Raw genomic sequence first — 15,526 nt, 5'->3', positions numbered from 1 at the left:
GTCACTCCGCGGCTGCAACATTGGGTGGGAGCTTTGCCTGCTTAGGCGCACCGACACGCAAACGTCTATCGGTCAACGACAAGCAGCCGCCCAGAACCAGCATAAGTGACCCAATCCAAATGAAATTTACGAGTGGCTCGTACAAGATACGTAGTGTCCAGGCACCTGTTGTCCCCTCCTGCTCCGCGGCAGGTTCTGCAATGGACGCATATAGATCACCAGCAAGCGTTGAGCGTATGGCAGACTCGGTTGTCGAGGAACGAGCCACTGGATAGCTGCGGCGTTCTGGATACAGAGTTGTTACATACTGCCCGTCTCGTTCAACCACGAGTATCCCGCGATCGGCGATGTAGTTCGGACCACGAACCCGGTTCACACCTTGGAACGAAACATCAAATCCTGCGATAGCTATAGAAGACCCGGGTTTGACAAAGACAACTTCTTCGGATTTCCATGCACTTGAACCGATAATTCCGAACATAAGAAAAGCTACGCCAAGATGCGCCAGGCTCATGCCATGCGCCGCTCTTGGCAAGTTACGTGCTCGCCGTAATGCGTCGGAGAATGACACATCAAACAACCGGATACGAAGCATCCATTCCCGGCAGGTTGTGAAGGCAAGCCAGAATGCGAGAAGAAGGCTCACGTAGGCTAGAACTGGACCACCATTTGTCAGGTACGCAAAAATCAATGTGGCAATGACGCAGAGAAGACCAACAAACTTAAGCCTGGAAAACACTCCGGCAAGGTCAGCTCGTTTCCATGAGAGGAATGGCCCCAACCCCAGTACAAACACCAGAGGCAACATCATGGGAACGAAGGAGGAGTTAAAGAATGGAGGTCCAACCGAGATCTTTTCTCCGGTAACGGCTTCCAGAAACAACGGATAGAGCGTTCCGAAAAGAACAATACCCGTAGCCGCCGCCAAGAAGAGATTGTTCATGAGAAGGCCAGCTTCGCGACTGATTGGCTTAAACAAACCACCTGCTTCCATAGATGGAGCTCGCCACGCATAAAGAAGCAAGGAACCGCCTATGGACAGAGCAAGCAGCATCAGGATGTAAAGACCACGTTCCGGATCTACAGAGAAAGCATGCACTGAAGTCAGAAGACCGGACCGCACGATAAATGTTCCGAGCAAAGAGAGTGAGAAGGTCAGGATTGCCAACAAGATCGTCCAGCTTTTGAACGCATCGCGTTTCTCGGTCACAATGGCAGAATGCAAAAGTGCTGTGCCCAGTAACCATGGCATAAAGCTGACATTCTCGACTGGGTCCCAGAACCACCAACCACCCCAGCCGAGCTCGTAATATGCCCACCAGGAACCAAGTGCGATGCCGGCAGTCAGGCTTACCCATGCTGCCAATGTCCAGGGACGAACCCAACGCGCCCAAACAACGTCAATGCGCCCTTCAAGCAAAGCTGCAACTGCAAACGAGAACACGATTGAGAAACCGACATAGCCAAAGTAGAGCAGAGGCGGATGCAATGCCAAACCAACGTCTTGCAATAATGGGTTCAGGTCGTTGCCATCAGCTGGAGGCGGGAAGAGACGGTCAAACGGGTTGGATGTTAAAAGAAGAAACGAAAAGAAACCAACACTGATCCATGCCTGAACAGAAAGAACACGAGCCTTTGTCGCTTCCGGAATGTTTCTGCCAAACAACGAGACCCCTGCCCCAAAGACCGTGAGAATTAAGACCCACAGCAGCAACGATCCTTCGTGACTTCCCCAGGTTCCGGCAATTTTGTAGAGAAGCGGTTTCAAAGAATGAGAGTTTTCGGCAACATTACGAACTGTAAAGTCACTAACAATGAATGCCTGCATCAATGCGCCAAATGCAACTGACGCAAATATGACCTGACCGATAGAAAGCAGACGCGCCGAACGCATCCATAAGAGATTGCCATGCGCAGCGCCCATTATGGGCACCGTGCTCTGGACGAGCGCAAGGGCTAGCGCTAAGGCCAGCGCGAAATGACCAACTTCAGGTGTCATGTTGTGATCCTGTTTATTCTAACCCGGCATTGCCCGGTTGTTCTTCTCCCCCGACAGAGAGACATCCTCCGAAAGAGGAATTTTGATTTGAGCGGCCAGACCTCCACCATCACGATTTGACAGCGTCACATCACCGCCATGCGCCCTCGCGATCGTCCTGGAAATAGATAGTCCAAGACCGTGCCCACCGGTCTCCAGTGATCTGGATTCCTCCAGCCTGAAGAACGGCTCAAAAACTTGCTCCAACTGCTCTTCTGGAATGCCCGGTCCGTCATCCAGAACTGAAACCACAAGCAACTGATGTTGAGCCTCATAAATCACAGTCGTATCCCCTCCATAGCGAAGGGCATTTTCAATGAGATTTCGAAGGGCACGTCGAAATGCCATTGGCCGGATGCGGACCTGTATCTTTGGTCCGTGCGTAATCTGGAAGGGATCTACAATGTCTTTTTGCAGTGAAGCGAGAAACTCTCCAACTTCCACAAGCTCCGTATCTTCGGAGTTGATCAGGCCTCTTGAAAACGTAATCGTTGACTCAACCATCGACTGCATTTCTTCAACACAGGCGATCAAGCTCCCGCGTGTCTCTTCGTCATCAACCATTTCTGCCCGCACACGCATCGCAGTTAAAGGCGATTTCAAGTCGTGCCCCAAAGCCGCAAGCAGTCTGGTTCGATCCGCTACAAACCGGGTCAGTCTCTTTTGCATCTGGTTAAATGCTTTTGTGAGATTTCTTGCCTCAAGCGGACCAGCTACGGGTAGCTCTAGCACAGCCTCCCCCCGACCTAATCTTTCAGAGGCTGATGCCAGTCTTCTCAACGGCCCTGTTAAACGGGTGAGTAGGAACCAAAAGACAACAATCAGTATCAAAGCCGCAGACACAGCAAAGGTTAGTGTCGAATAGAATGGCCACTGCAAAGGAGGCCGTTCAAAGCGGGTTTCAACATTCAACCAATCACCGTCTGAAAGAGCAATCGACAGGTTCATCTCTACGGCAGATAGCTCCCCCTTCATCATGCCATATGCATTTCGGCCATTTCACCGGAAAGGTGGGGTAGCGGCAAAATTTTACCTTCAACTTGTCTCAGCTCTACTCGGATATCTCTATCTTTGTTGTCACCCAACAGCCGGCGAACACGCATCTCGACTACGCCGCCATCAGAGTAATCATCAACCGCGACTGTCGGTCTTGAAGATAGTTTGAACCGCACCAGAGGGGAATCTGCAGCCTCCAAAATAGCGGATTGTGCCTCGGCAGGTGCATTCTCTAAGAGCCTTGCAACATTAGCAGCACGCCCGGCAGCCTCAAAGCCTAGTGCGGCTCTGATCGCCAGGCTCCGTTCGTCAACAAACAGCCAAAGACTGATCATCTGCGCAGCTACCAACGCCGCTATTACTAATAGGGTCAGCTGCACAATCAACGTGTTGAATGGCCAGAGTTTCATTCCAGCACCTCAACATCGGCAGACAGACAATAACCGCCATGACGCACAGTTGTTATGATGCTTGGCCGCAAAACATCCGGCTCGATCTTCCGCCTTAGCCTACTAATTTGATTATCTATTTTTCGATCAAGTGGACCTGCTGTCTTTCCTGCAGTGAGGTCCAGAAGCTGCTCTCTGCTAAGCACGACACGTGCTCTTTCAAGCAGCACCGTGAGGAGTTTATGATCAGACGTGGTGAGCAAGATCTCTTGCCCCTGATCATCCATCAATACGCGACGATCAGTATCCAGAGTGAGATGCGCAAAACGGACTCTTTTGCCAGCAAAACCACCACCTAACGTTTCAGGCTGACTCGTACGCCGAAGGATTGCTTTAATCCGCGCTAACAGTTCTCTGGGGTTAAACGGCTTTGGTAGATAGTCATCTGCGCCAATCTCAAGGCCGACAATACGATCCGTATCCTCGCTCAAGGCAGTCAGAAGAAGAATAGGTATTTTGCTTCCGGATGAGATCCTCTGCACGCCGAAAGCCCGCTTTCTCCCGGCATCATCACATCCAGAACGATCAGATCAAACTGACCGTTCGCCAACTTTACGTCCATCTCACGAGCATCTTTTGCAGATGATGCTCTCAAACCATTTTTTTCAAGAAAGCGCGTAACGCTATCACGAATTTGCTTATGATCATCAACGACTAGGATATGCGGTGCTTCTGACATACCGCTGTTTTACCGGATCCCCCCTTGCCCGTCAGCGTTCGTTTTGTCTCCATTTGTATCAATCAAACCAGTTAGTACTGGCCGATACAAACGCATAAAAGCCACCAGCGACAAGGCCGTTGAGCTTTCGAAAGGAGGCTTGTGAGCACTTGCGAAGAAGCACGCTATTAAAACAAGCCAAAAATTGCAAAATCGCTACAGGCTGCACAAACTCATAGTACCTGCCTAATAAGCGAATGATTGGGACGGCTTACTGGGACTAGTGTTCCATTTCTTAGCTCTATGTGGAGTTTGGAACCAGTTTCTACGGTTTTGAACACCGCGCTCTTTCGTACCCAATGTGATCGATGGACCTTGAAACCTTCTTCACCTGCAAGATCCTTTAGCGCAAGACCAAACCTATAATGAATTAGCTCGTGCTGACCTTTTCCAGAAACGCAGGTGTAGTGTTCTTCCGCTTTCACGTGATCGATTTCATCCAAGCTGCTAATAGACTGCAGGCGTCGCAACAACTCATTTTCTGATTTTATATAATCAATGGAAGGGTTCTGTTGGGGTAAATCTTGTGTTTCATATCTAAAACGCGGGTAGTTGAGCAGTCTGTCGAAAGCATAGTTTGATGTAAGCCAGAAAATGACTGCTCTAGCAGTTTGCATCAACCCTTCGCTCACAGGATTGGTTGCAGCGTGATTAAGCAACTCTGAGGCACGTTCTGTTGGCCAGTATTCAGCGAATAAATAAGAAACTTGAGAAACTAAAGGCACGACCAAAACGCATGCCAATGTCACACCAACGCTGCATATGATCCAAAGAGGAGGCCGATAGGCTCGTACTGATACCCAAACAAGTTTTGTCGTCAGCTCTGCAATCCACCAGGATACGAGTGCAATGAAACTAATGTAAATTATAGCACCGCTGTACCCAAGGGTACGATTGTATCCAGTCTCAGTTGCGGTGAACGCAGCCAATGCTAGTGGGATAACAACGAAAAAACTAAATCCACGCATGTCACGACGGCTCTGGAATGTAAACGGCTTGCTTTCGGTTTTTTCGACGGACAATGAACACTCCCAGAGCTTACACAACAACCGCATCACATGTCGGGCTGCACTACCAGTTTTTGGGAGGACAATTAACATAGTCTTCGTGAGGATCGAAGCCTAATGAATGGTAGGTTCGTGAAAAAGAAGCGGAAACCAGCCACTGTCAAGCAGCACACTTATAGGATTCAGCCCAACCATGACGATAGGTTCCCCAAAATTCAATGAAGTAGTGGTGCGGGAACTCTATGCCAATCGTCCCTCAAACAGATCAAGACACAAGCCTACTTCTACGCTCTTTTCAAATTGAGCGTGAGGAGCAGCAAGATGAGAAGTCTAACAGCAACATAATACCACTGGTTCTGCTGTTCGCAGCCATTGCTTGTGCAGCAGTATTCTTTTTTTGGTACTTTGGCCAAGCCAATCAGCGGCCTACAGCCGCTCAAATAAGACCTACAGAGATACATAGTGTACCTCCTCCAACTCCACCTGCAGCAAGTTGGATCGTAGCCGGCTATTTGTCCGCCGAGAATGAAGCAATCATAAGTGCAGAGGTTTCGTCCACTTTAACTCATTTGCTCGTTGAGGAAGGTAGTGCGGTTGTCAAAGGGCAAACTATCGCTCTGCTCGACAGTACCCTGGTGGAAGCAGAGCTGGAAATTGCAAAAGGGCGTAGAGAAGCAAACTCATTGGCGGCCCAAGCGATTGAAGTGGAATTGCAGGAAGCCAAACGTGTCTTAAGGCGTGCCACTCAACTTAAAGAGCGCGAGCTCATGAGCCAAGCAGAGCTGGATAAAGTTCAAACCCAGGTTGCTGTTTTAGAGGCAAAAAATAAAGAAGCTGTTGCCAGACAAGAAGTGTCAGCCCATGAAGTCGATCGGGTAGCTACCCTCCTAAAGAAGCATACATTGACGACCCCTGTCTCAGGTGTGGTGACAAATTGTGGTGCTCGTCTTGGAGCAACAACATCACCAGAAGCTTTTGGCACTGGTGAGGATGGTGGCCTTTGCTCCGTCGTAGATATGTCTTCCATCTACATCGAGATCGATGTTCCAGAGACGATGCTGCACCGGATTAAACTCGGAGCAACCGCTCAAGCTTATTTGGATGCATATCCCGAAGACGCATTTACGGTAGTAGTGCAATCCATTGCACCAATCGCAAACCGCGCAAAATCAACTGTTCAAATCAAACTCAGCTTCACCCGGCCGGACGAGAGACTGCGTCCAAACATGATCGCAAAAACGCACTTCAAGATTAATCCAGAGAGGACTGAGGATGACTAAGACACCAATTATCGAAGTTGTCGATGGGTGCAAGATGTATAGCAAATCCAGAAATGATGCAGTTGTTTTCGAACACCTGAACCTTTCAATACAACAAGGAGAGTTTGTTGCACTAATGGGCCCATCAGGTTCTGGAAAAACAACGCTTTTACATTCTATTGGAGGTCTTGAGAAACTCACAAGTGGCCAGATCCTCATTGGAGGTCAGCAAATTGACCACTTCAACGAGCGACAACTTGCCCGTCTCCGATCTCAGACAATTGGTTTCATTTTTCAGTTCTATAACTTGATGCCAATGTTGAATGCAGCAGGGAACATTGAGTTACCTCTGATGCTTACTAAACTTGGACAAAAGGAAAGACGCCGCAGAGTAGATGAAGCTGCAGAAATGGTGGGAATTCGACACCGTTTGAAGCATCGCCCAAATGAGTTGTCAGGAGGAGAACAGCAACGTGTGGCGATTGCACGAGCTCTTGTCTCTGACCCACCCATATTGCTTTGTGATGAACCAACTGGTGATCTTGATCGCGCGACAGCTACGGAAGTCATGAAGATCCTGCAGCTGTTGGGCAAAGAACTTGGTAAAAGCATCGTGATGGTCACACACGATCCGTCAGCAGCAGACTACGCTGATCAAACTTACACCTTCAACAAAGGTGAGATCAGCAAGATGGATCGTGCGGCATGAACTCGTCTAAGTTTATTGCACTGAACTTTAAATCAGCATGGCTTCGTAATCTTCTCCTGATGTCTTCCATAGTAATCGCCTATGTTTTGTTCGGGATACTATCAGCGTTCCAGCAGTCCTACGGAGCAACCAGCTCAGACGATGATGCGAGCCGAATGATCACTGCAAACAAGATCAACTTTACTCAACCACTGCCTCTTTCTCATTTTCATGAGGTTCAAAAGATCCCAGCAGTAAGAGAGCAAACATATGCGGCTTGGTTTGGCGGTTACTATCAAGAGCCTCGCAACTCGCTTCACGCCATTGCGGTGGAGCCACAATCTTATCTGAAGGTCTACGGCAAAGATCTGCACTTAAGTGATAGTGCCCAGAAGAGTTTTCTCGATGATCGCTCTGCAATTTTAGTCGGTAAATCCATGGCAGAACAGTATGGCTGGCATGTAGGTGATCAGATATCTATTCTCAATAAGCGCATTACCCGAGCTGACGGGGCTCACAATTGGGTCTTCAGAATTGCAGGCATTTTTGAAGGTGCTACGGAGCAAATAGATACGTCCTTTCTCTACATTCACTACCGCCGGTTAAACGAGGCACGTGATCAGAATGTGGACACCATTGGCTGGATTGTTACCAAACCAGAAGTTGGAGAGAATCCCTCTGCCATGGGGCAAGCTATTGATCAACATTTCAAAAGTTTCACTGACAGAACAACGACAGAAAGTGAACGCAGCTTCTCTCAGGCTTTTGTAGCCCAGTTTGGGAATCTGGCACTCGTAACCCTATTGGTTCTTGCAGCCGCATTAATGAGTTTGATTATGATCGTCGGAAGTACAACAGCTCTTTCCGTCCAGCAAAGAGCTCGTGAAGTTGGCATTTTAAAAGCCCTTGGTTTCACTCGCCAACAAGTTCTTCAACTCATCGTAACAGAGAGTTTTAGTCTCACGATTATATCGGGTTGCTTTGGTTTAGCGATTGCAGCTGGGTTACTCGAGAGCATGGCTGAGAGCTTCGCTTCAATCGCGCCTGGAATTGCCATTACAGCAGAGATTTTTGTTGCCGGAGTTCTCTCTATGATTGCTCTTGCATCATTAGCTAGCGTTATACCCGCTCTGAAAGTCGTAAATGCAGACACAGCAACTTTGCTGCGAAGGAGCTGATGGAATGCAGAGTTTTGTAAGCCAAACAACTGCTATCACAAGAATGAACCTGAGAGGGTTAAGCGGCCGGCTAACGCTTACAGCTGCCACAATCATGTGTGTCGCTTTAGTAGTCGGAACATTGCTGGGGCTAAATGCTCTTTCAGAAGGTTTGAGGTTCAGTCTCGGAAACTCTGGAGCTGCTGATGTAGTTCTTATTATGCGGGGCGGCAGCAATCTGAGCTGAATAGTGAAGTAAGCCGTGAGCAAGTTCAGGTTCTACAAAGCGCCGTAAATACCTCCACAATTTCTCCTGAAGTTAGTCTCATTGTTGATGGCTGGAGAAAGAGCGACAACAAGCGAGCAAACATCGGGTTGCGAGGTATTTCCGCTGCTGGAATAGCTATGCGTGATGGTATTGAAGTTACTCAGGGACGTTGGCCTCAGGTGGGAACTGCTGAGCTCGTTGTAGGTAATAGCGTAGCCAGAACCTATCAAAATATGGAGGTAGGTGACACGATTACATTTGGCACAACAGCTTGGACCATCGTAGGCATTTTTCAAGCGAATGGTAGCATGTCAGAATCTGAAATTTGGGGTGACTTAACAGCAGTCCAAAACTTCTTTAATCGTACTGACCAAGTTCAAAGCGTTCGCCTCAAGTTGTCGGATCCAACAGCGTTTGCAGACCTCTCGAATTTCAATGAAACAGACCCTCGCTTATTGCTGTCAATACAAACCGAAAAAGCTTACTTCGCTCGACAAGCTGTAAAGAGTAGCGATCTTGTACAAAAGCTTGCCTGGCCGCTGACCACTCTCATGGCAATTGGCGCAATCATTGGTGTGTTAAACATCGTCATGTCATCTGTAGCAAAGCGAACTACAGAAATAGGCACCTATCGCGTTCTCGGCTTCGCTCGTTCCGCGATTTGCGTGGGATTGATACTCGAATACCTAGCGATTTGTTTTGTAGCAGGATTGCTAGGTGGGGGAGTTGTTTACCTATTACTTGATGGCTTTCAGGCATCAGCTCTTGCAAATGGCGTGACAAACATTGGCTACACCTTGAGGTTTTCGCATGAAGGATTACTCCAAGGCCTCATGCTCGCGACTACAATCGGTTTCTTTGGTGCAATTTGTCCCGCGATAATCGTTAGCCTGCGCTCTCCCATAAGCAATCTAACAAAATGATGCAGGCGAGCCTTTTAGCAATTGCCGTTATCAAGCGCCGTTAAAACGAGATTGAGTGTGGGGAAGAACAACTAACCGCAACTTTCCCTACTCAAAGCGTCGCCCTTTCCCCAACACAAAGGGCGACGCATCAAAGGCAAACCGGCTCTTCAGTCGCTTATGTTGGTTTCATCTGTATTGACGACTGCTTTAGGCGTGCTCGGAAAAAATGATAATGTAATTTATCCGAGACTGAACATCTCGAAGCAAAATCTTTTTAGTGTTGAAGCTTTGTTGCAGATGACATTATCTCGTAGCAGCTCAAACGGCTGCAAAGTCACTCAACAGCTAGCTTGTTAAAATTAACTAATGGTTGAAGTCATGTATTAGCTGCTGGCCATTCGATCTACAGATGAACAGCCTATGTCAAAGCTACCCCTCAACTTTAAGTGGAACCAACCTCGCAAAAATTTGACGATAGCTCCTATTTTTCCATAGAGATCACAAAACCCGCGCTGCAAACTTGGTCCCGTTCGCTGAACTGCAAGAACGCAGGCAAGTTAGTGACAGTTGCCAGCATCGGGCCATTAGCTGCCATTGGGGCTGTTCTATCAACGGTTGAAGAAGTCTTGAGGGCGGACTGTCTGAGTTTCCTAGATCGCTTTCGTTTCCTACGCGAAGGTCGCGGCGCTGAAGCGTAAAGGCATGTTCAGGACGGGGACAAAATAGCCGGAATGGTGCATATGGATTTTTGACAGTCGGAGAGCATTTGCCCGCCACTTGAGTTTACAGGTGACGGGCAGGTTTTGTCGGGTAGTTGGCCTTACACAGACTGGAAAACGGTCAAAACTTCAGAGCAATGTTTGCTTTGAGCCCCTGACCGGTGAAGCCGGAACCAAACTGGCTATCGTATGCCAGACCTAAGGTTGTGTTCCGTCCCAGATCCACCGATGCTCCCAGATTTAGCAGAAGAGTATCTCTGGCAATCGAGATACCGGTAACGGAGAAGTCCTCGCCTCCGACAAAGGCGTGATTGAAAACAGGTGTTACATCGCCAAACGCATGCTGCCAGGCAGCGTGAGCTGAAAGCTTCGCAGTGAGTTGACCAAGGTTCGCCTGTGTCTCTGCACGCAGCCCGATACTGGTGAAGGTGCTGTCCATAGTCTGGCGACCAGCTTCAGCCCAGCAGATCCACCGGTTTCAGAATACCCATCGCTGGACAACTGGACGTAGGATATATTGGCAAAAGGCTCCAGACTGGTCGCAGCAAAATCAAAACGATATCCTGCTTCACCAAAGATCTGCGCGGTTCGCGCGGTATAGGACCCTGATAGGTTCTCAGCAAAGCCAGTAAAGGCGACTGAACGGGCCGTGTCGATATCATGCCATGCATAGCTCGCACCTGCGCGCACCCCCAGAGGCCCAAATTCTGTGCCACCATAAGCACCAAGGTGCAGCGTGTCTGCTGTCGCAGAGGTCGTTCTGCCATTCACCTTGAAACTGCTGTTGTCATAGCCTCCGAAAAAGCCAAGACGGGAGTTCTCACCGATCTGGACATCTCCCCCCAGAAGGAAACCGCCGATTGATCGGTCAAGCGCTGCGGCATTACTGTTTCTGCTCCAGCGGCCCCAGGACCCAAAACCTTGCCCCCAGAATGCGAGGCTCTCGCCAATGCGCTTTTCCACTTGCTCTTGTCCATCCGCAGCAACGGAATCCATTGCAATGCGCACTCGACTGAGGGCTGCCTCACGGGCAAATCGGCTATCTTCAATCAGCGCTGCTTTTATTGAGGCGTGGGCTTCACCTGAAAGTTGATCGAGTGCTCCTGGTGCATCTGAGTTGGACAGGTTCAAGACTGAATTGAACAAATCTCCGCTGCCAAGTGAGAACGCACCTTCACCTGTAGCGCACTGGTTAGCACTCATCCCGGGCATGCAGAACGTGCTGGATGCCATTTGGGAACTCAGATAAACGTTGTTCGCATCGTATGACAGAGCGAAATTAAGGAACGCGAAGTCATCTGTTGGTGTGGGTGTATCAAACGTTCCAGAGACGCCGCCTACAGCGCTCATAATCGTATAGACCGTATTTGCAGCGTAGGTTGAACCATCGTCGGTTCCGTTTTCTGGCTTAACATGAACTGTACCACCATTGATCATCACGGTATCGCTGGCCGCCAGCAGATCGTTGTTGATGCCTGCCGCGTTGCCCCCATCGTTCAGCTCAACCTCAAAGGTTGAACCACTATTGAAAACAAGAGAAGTCGCATTCAGAGTCCCGATGGAATTTCCCGGAGCGATCACAGCACCTGAGTTAAAGGCAATAGTCCCGACAGTCCCCGAACCACCAAGGCTACCGCCATTGACTGTAACATCACCCACGGCGCCATTAACAACCAGTTTACCCGCTGTCAGGGTTGTGCCACCTGCATAGCTATTATTGCCCTCTAGAATAAGTGTGCCTAGGTCGGTTTTGTTCAGAGATCCGGGCCCTGTAATGGCAGAAGCGATGGTCGCAGTGAAGTCTGCACCAGTATTCGTACCATCACCAACACGGACCGACGTTGCGCCGTTGAGCTTAATATCGCCACCTTTGACCTGATAGCCATCGGTTGCAAACTGAAGGCCAGATGAGACCGAGATACCTGTACCAGCAACCGTGACAGTGCCCGCAGTACCTTGGAAAACAAGTGAGCTGTTGGGGTCATAGGTCAGATCTGTGAAGCTGGCGGAATTGGTCCAGTTCTGGCTTGTTGTATTCCATGTGCCGGCGCCGCCATGCACGGTGCCGTCGGCAGTCGAAGTACCGTTCCAAAACAATAGATTCCGCGTCGAGGCCAATAGCGACACCGTGCCGGGCGTTGCAGTGGTGCTCAGGGCATAGTCGTAGCCCACTGGGGAAAGCCCGATTGTGAGCCCGTTATCTGTCAGGGCGCCGCCATAGGTGATTAATGAATATACACCTGCACCAAACGCGCCAACATCGCTTACATTAACTGTGCCATCCAACGTCAGGTTGCCACCGACTGTGATGAGGTCGCTGTTCACGCCTGCTGTGCCATCGGGTGCACCAAGGCCAAAATCGAGCTTCGCGCTTTCGCCCAAAACAAGGTTGCCGCCGATCTTCAATGTGCCGCTCCCGTTGGAGCCTGGAGAGAGCGTACCATCTGTCGCCTCGACATTGCCGACAGTGCCCGTGCCCCCTAGTGTTCCGTTCGTCAGCTTGATATGCCCAGGCAGTTCGCCATTAACGATCAGCGCACCGCCAGTGATATTTGTTGTACCAGCAAAACTGTTGTTACCACCGTAGAATTCACCCACACCGCCGGTCCAAATCGTTGCGCCCGCTGTATGATTGATTGTGTGGTGATGCCCTTGATTGGAATGAACCGACCCGATGTCAACATCAAAAATATAAGCGTCATCCGTGTGATTGAAGTTCAGCTCGCTCGTGGCATACCGAAAATAGATGCTTGGAACATCCAGTATGCCCGGGGCTTGCGCAGCTTCACCTTTCGCGGCACCGACATTGACGGCAAACTGGCTATGATCGCCACCTCCAACAGCATCACCAAACCTGATCCAATTGGGTGAGGAAAAAGTACCGCCATTTGAGACGGTGAGTGCGCTCGTTCCATATTGGAAATCTAGTCTCTTTAAAGTTGATAATATAGATCCTTCGCCCGAAACTATTATATGGGCTCCTTCTGTTGGTGCTGGAGCGCTATCGAAATAATTGCCAGCAAGAATAAAGTCATTTACAGTTAGGCGAGCACCGTCAAGCACGTTAAGCTCACCGCGGGCAATCCCGCTATCAAAAGACCTACGGCGTGCAATATTCAAGTCGCCGTCAATAGTTTGATCTTCTCTCACGCCATGTATGTCCACGCCAGAGATTGTGAGCGTGCCAATCCCCCCTTCGCCGAGGGTCATATGGCCACTGCCAAAAGAGCCGTAGTTATTGCCGGTAAAGATAACGTCTGCACGAGCAATCTGGGGAGCTACCGCCAGAGCACCTGCAATGATTGAAATCGCAAGCCTATGTGAAACTAGGGCTGATGTGTTTTTGTATGCAAAAATCAAACATCGCATGTGCGTCTATCCCTGGAGAGCAAAAAATCGGAAAAACTTAACCGCAACGGTGCCAGATCACTGTCTACACCCGCTGTGCCGGATGGAGAGCCAAGCTCGAAATCCATTGCTGAGGCGGAGGTAAGATCGAGGTCGTCATCAATTGTCAGCGTATTGGGACTGTTTCCAGCAGCGACGGTACCGTTCGTGACTGTTGTTGAACCGTTGATCGTGCCCACCCCACCAGGGATTCTGCCATCGGCAATGTTCACAGCGCTCGTTCCAGCACTGCCAACCTTGAACTCCCCGGAGGCCAGCCACTGGGATCCCGATCCGCTCACCGTTACGGTGCCGTAAGAACCGAAGTTTACGCCGATAGTTCCACCAGTGTTGGTGACTTCACCACCATTTTGAATGGTAATCTTGGCATCGGACCCAGCTGTCACCCTACTATTCAAGGGGGCATCCACATCCCACAGACTAGGGTGATCCGAAAAACCTGGATCACTATCAATTGTTAGTGACCAAGACCCATCAATGTCCTCTGCACAAGCAGACCGGCTTGTGGCTACCAAGTCTAGGGCAATGAGTGCAAACGAAGGGACACGCAATGCTGCAACAACGGTTTTTTGCTTTCGTCTTGTCTGTGAACCAAAACTATTCTGGAACATTCAATTCCTCGGCTTTTATGTATTTGTAATGAGGTCGTTGGGCAGCGAAAAACGGGGAACTTCAATCTTCAGCATTGAAGGAATGGACCATGTTTAGCCCTGCATACAGAACGCCAAGCGGTGAGATGGTGAGGATGATTTGTGCTCGTGCACTTAATCCAGCGCAGAACACTCCCGCAGTCAGCAGCCCCAACACCACCAACCAGCGGAGCAGAGATGCAAACAGGGGGGGTGCGTTTGATAGCAACTCGCGGAGGACTGTGTCTGAGCTTTGAACCAACGCCCCAAAATGCTGCCTCTGGAGCGCTCGCAAATGTGTTTGACCGCATACATAGAATGTCCCCTAAGCGTAGTCGCTAAAGCTCTCTCCCCAGTCACTCGCCAGACGACGCTCTGATATTCAGGCGGCAGCGGTCAAAATGCTGACACTTGAATATCAATGGGATGAAAATACAGAGGGATTATACGTAGTCGGTAACGCAAAGAATGCTAAGAACTTAGCAATCTGGCTGTTTAATCAGATTTGTGCACACAGCATGAGCGGTCAGACCTCAGAGGGACAGATGCTCGGCTCTGGCGGCATCAATCCAGTCTGACAGGCTTGCTCGTCCGGCACGGAAATTGCGCCATACTTCAGTACGATCAGGCCATTTTTTTCCAGCTGTTTGAGCGCTTTACCCATAGAAACACGTGAGGTGCCCACAGCGATAGCCAACTCAGACTGGTTCCAGTTGAGCATCCCTGGCACTTCTGAAGCTTCGAGCATGTTCTGCAAAAACACCGCTGTATAAGCAGGCAAAGGCAGCAAACGCAGATCGTCCAGCATATTCAGCGCCACATTCAAACGGCTCAACGTAGCTGGCAAAGCTGCGCGGGCGATTTCCGGATGAGCGTCCATTAGCGTCAGAAAATCAGCTTTGTGAACATAACCAATCGTCGTTTTACCGACTGCAACGGCATTTTGCGTCCGCTTGCGCCCGGTCAGCACGCCCATGAGGCCAATGAAGTGACCCTCACCAAGCACTGCAAGAATTGTTTCTCGGCCACTGGGGCTGAAGCGCCCCATTCTAACTGCCCCTGAACGCACAATGAGAAGGCGATCACCCTCATCACCAGTCGAAAAGATTGTACGTCCGTCCTGATAGGTGTGGCGCTGCTCGACAGCTGCAAAAGCGGCCTCGACCTTTGGGCTGAGCAGGTCAAGGAACTTGAGGCTCCCGTGATCCAACAATCCTGTCATGGCCAAGGTTCCTTGAAATACGTTGAGGTGTACACATTATCACGTATCCTGAACATCGCACTT

General features: G+C 49.8%; 12 protein-coding genes and 2 pseudogenes. 5 read left to right on the top strand and 9 right to left on the bottom strand.

Annotated features, from left to right (window positions below; translation table 11 throughout):
- Position 1: 1 nt before the first annotated feature.
- From JCM12308_RS06285 to JCM12308_RS06270, 5 genes and pseudogenes are all read right to left on the bottom strand, one after another.
- Entirely contained in the window at positions 2–1,999 is a 1,998-nt protein-coding gene (locus tag JCM12308_RS06285) for a heme lyase CcmF/NrfE family subunit (RefSeq protein ID WP_054783175.1), read from the bottom strand.
- 18 nt (positions 2,000–2,017) lie between these two features.
- The gene (locus JCM12308_RS06280; RefSeq protein WP_208978298.1) at positions 2,018–3,016 is read right to left on the bottom strand and encodes an ATP-binding protein; all 999 of its coding nucleotides are present in this window, start codon (positions 3,014–3,016) and stop codon (positions 2,018–2,020) included.
- Positions 3,013–3,444: a hypothetical protein gene (locus JCM12308_RS29135; RefSeq protein WP_208978297.1), complete on the bottom strand. Its 432-nt coding sequence runs from the start codon at positions 3,442–3,444 to the stop codon at positions 3,013–3,015. Before JCM12308_RS29135 ends, JCM12308_RS06280 begins: the two co-directional genes overlap by 4 nt.
- Positions 3,441–4,162: pseudogene (locus tag JCM12308_RS06275) on the bottom strand (response regulator). Before JCM12308_RS06275 ends, JCM12308_RS29135 begins: the two are co-directional and overlap by 4 nt.
- A gap of 212 nt (positions 4,163–4,374) precedes the next feature.
- Positions 4,375–5,223 carry a LytTR family DNA-binding domain-containing protein gene (locus JCM12308_RS06270; protein WP_164845269.1) on the bottom strand — a complete coding sequence of 283 codons (849 nt, stop codon included), beginning with the start codon at positions 5,221–5,223 and terminating at the stop codon, positions 4,375–4,377.
- A gap of 227 nt (positions 5,224–5,450) precedes the next feature.
- Between JCM12308_RS06270 and JCM12308_RS06265 the strand changes: the two genes are divergently transcribed.
- The 4 genes from JCM12308_RS06265 (at position 5,451) to JCM12308_RS06250 (ending at position 9,503) form a co-directional block, all read left to right on the top strand.
- Positions 5,451–6,488 carry an efflux RND transporter periplasmic adaptor subunit gene (locus tag JCM12308_RS06265; protein ID WP_083416577.1) on the top strand — a complete coding sequence of 346 codons (1,038 nt, stop codon included), beginning with the start codon at positions 5,451–5,453 and terminating at the stop codon, positions 6,486–6,488.
- On the top strand, positions 6,481–7,176 hold the full coding sequence (locus JCM12308_RS06260) for an ABC transporter ATP-binding protein (protein ID WP_054783172.1): 696 nt from the start codon (positions 6,481–6,483) through the stop codon (positions 7,174–7,176). Before JCM12308_RS06265 ends, JCM12308_RS06260 begins: the two co-directional genes overlap by 8 nt.
- Entirely contained in the window at positions 7,173–8,333 is a 1,161-nt protein-coding gene (locus JCM12308_RS06255) for an ABC transporter permease (protein ID WP_054783171.1), read from the top strand. Before JCM12308_RS06260 ends, JCM12308_RS06255 begins: the two co-directional genes overlap by 4 nt.
- A 222-nt stretch (positions 8,334–8,555) precedes the next feature.
- Complete coding sequence (locus tag JCM12308_RS06250; protein WP_373282342.1) at positions 8,556–9,503, top strand: ABC transporter permease; 948 nt, start codon at positions 8,556–8,558, stop codon at positions 9,501–9,503.
- Between the two features lie 885 nt (positions 9,504–10,388).
- On the opposite strand, the pseudogene JCM12308_RS06245 reads toward JCM12308_RS06250, so the two are convergent.
- Positions 10,389–12,265, bottom strand: a pseudogene (locus JCM12308_RS06245) (autotransporter family protein); the annotation flags it as partial.
- Positions 12,266–12,865: 600 nt separating this feature from the next.
- On the opposite strand from JCM12308_RS06245, the gene JCM12308_RS28225 reads away from it, so the two are divergent.
- On the top strand, positions 12,866–13,075 hold the full coding sequence (locus JCM12308_RS28225; protein ID WP_164845266.1) for a hypothetical protein: 210 nt from the start codon (positions 12,866–12,868) through the stop codon (positions 13,073–13,075).
- A 485-nt stretch (positions 13,076–13,560) separates the two neighbouring features.
- Here JCM12308_RS28225 and JCM12308_RS06240 read toward each other — a convergent pair whose 3' ends face one another.
- From JCM12308_RS06240 to JCM12308_RS06230, 3 genes are all read right to left on the bottom strand, one after another.
- Positions 13,561–13,998: a hypothetical protein gene (locus JCM12308_RS06240; RefSeq protein ID WP_054783168.1), complete on the bottom strand. Its 438-nt coding sequence runs from the start codon at positions 13,996–13,998 to the stop codon at positions 13,561–13,563.
- Between the two features lie 286 nt (positions 13,999–14,284).
- Positions 14,285–14,503, bottom strand: coding sequence for a hypothetical protein (locus JCM12308_RS28220; protein WP_054783167.1), 219 nt, complete (start codon positions 14,501–14,503; stop codon positions 14,285–14,287).
- Positions 14,504–14,767: 264 nt separating this feature from the next.
- Positions 14,768–15,463 carry a Crp/Fnr family transcriptional regulator gene (locus JCM12308_RS06230; RefSeq protein WP_208978296.1) on the bottom strand — a complete coding sequence of 232 codons (696 nt, stop codon included), beginning with the start codon at positions 15,461–15,463 and terminating at the stop codon, positions 14,768–14,770.
- Positions 15,464–15,526 lie beyond the last annotated feature (63 nt).

The organism is Pseudovibrio denitrificans JCM 12308, from assembly GCF_001310815.1.
Taxonomy (GTDB): Bacteria; Pseudomonadota; Alphaproteobacteria; order Rhizobiales; family Stappiaceae; genus Pseudovibrio; species Pseudovibrio denitrificans.
Note: the sequence above shows the minus strand (reverse complement) of the source record. Positions and strands in the feature narration are given on the sequence as shown.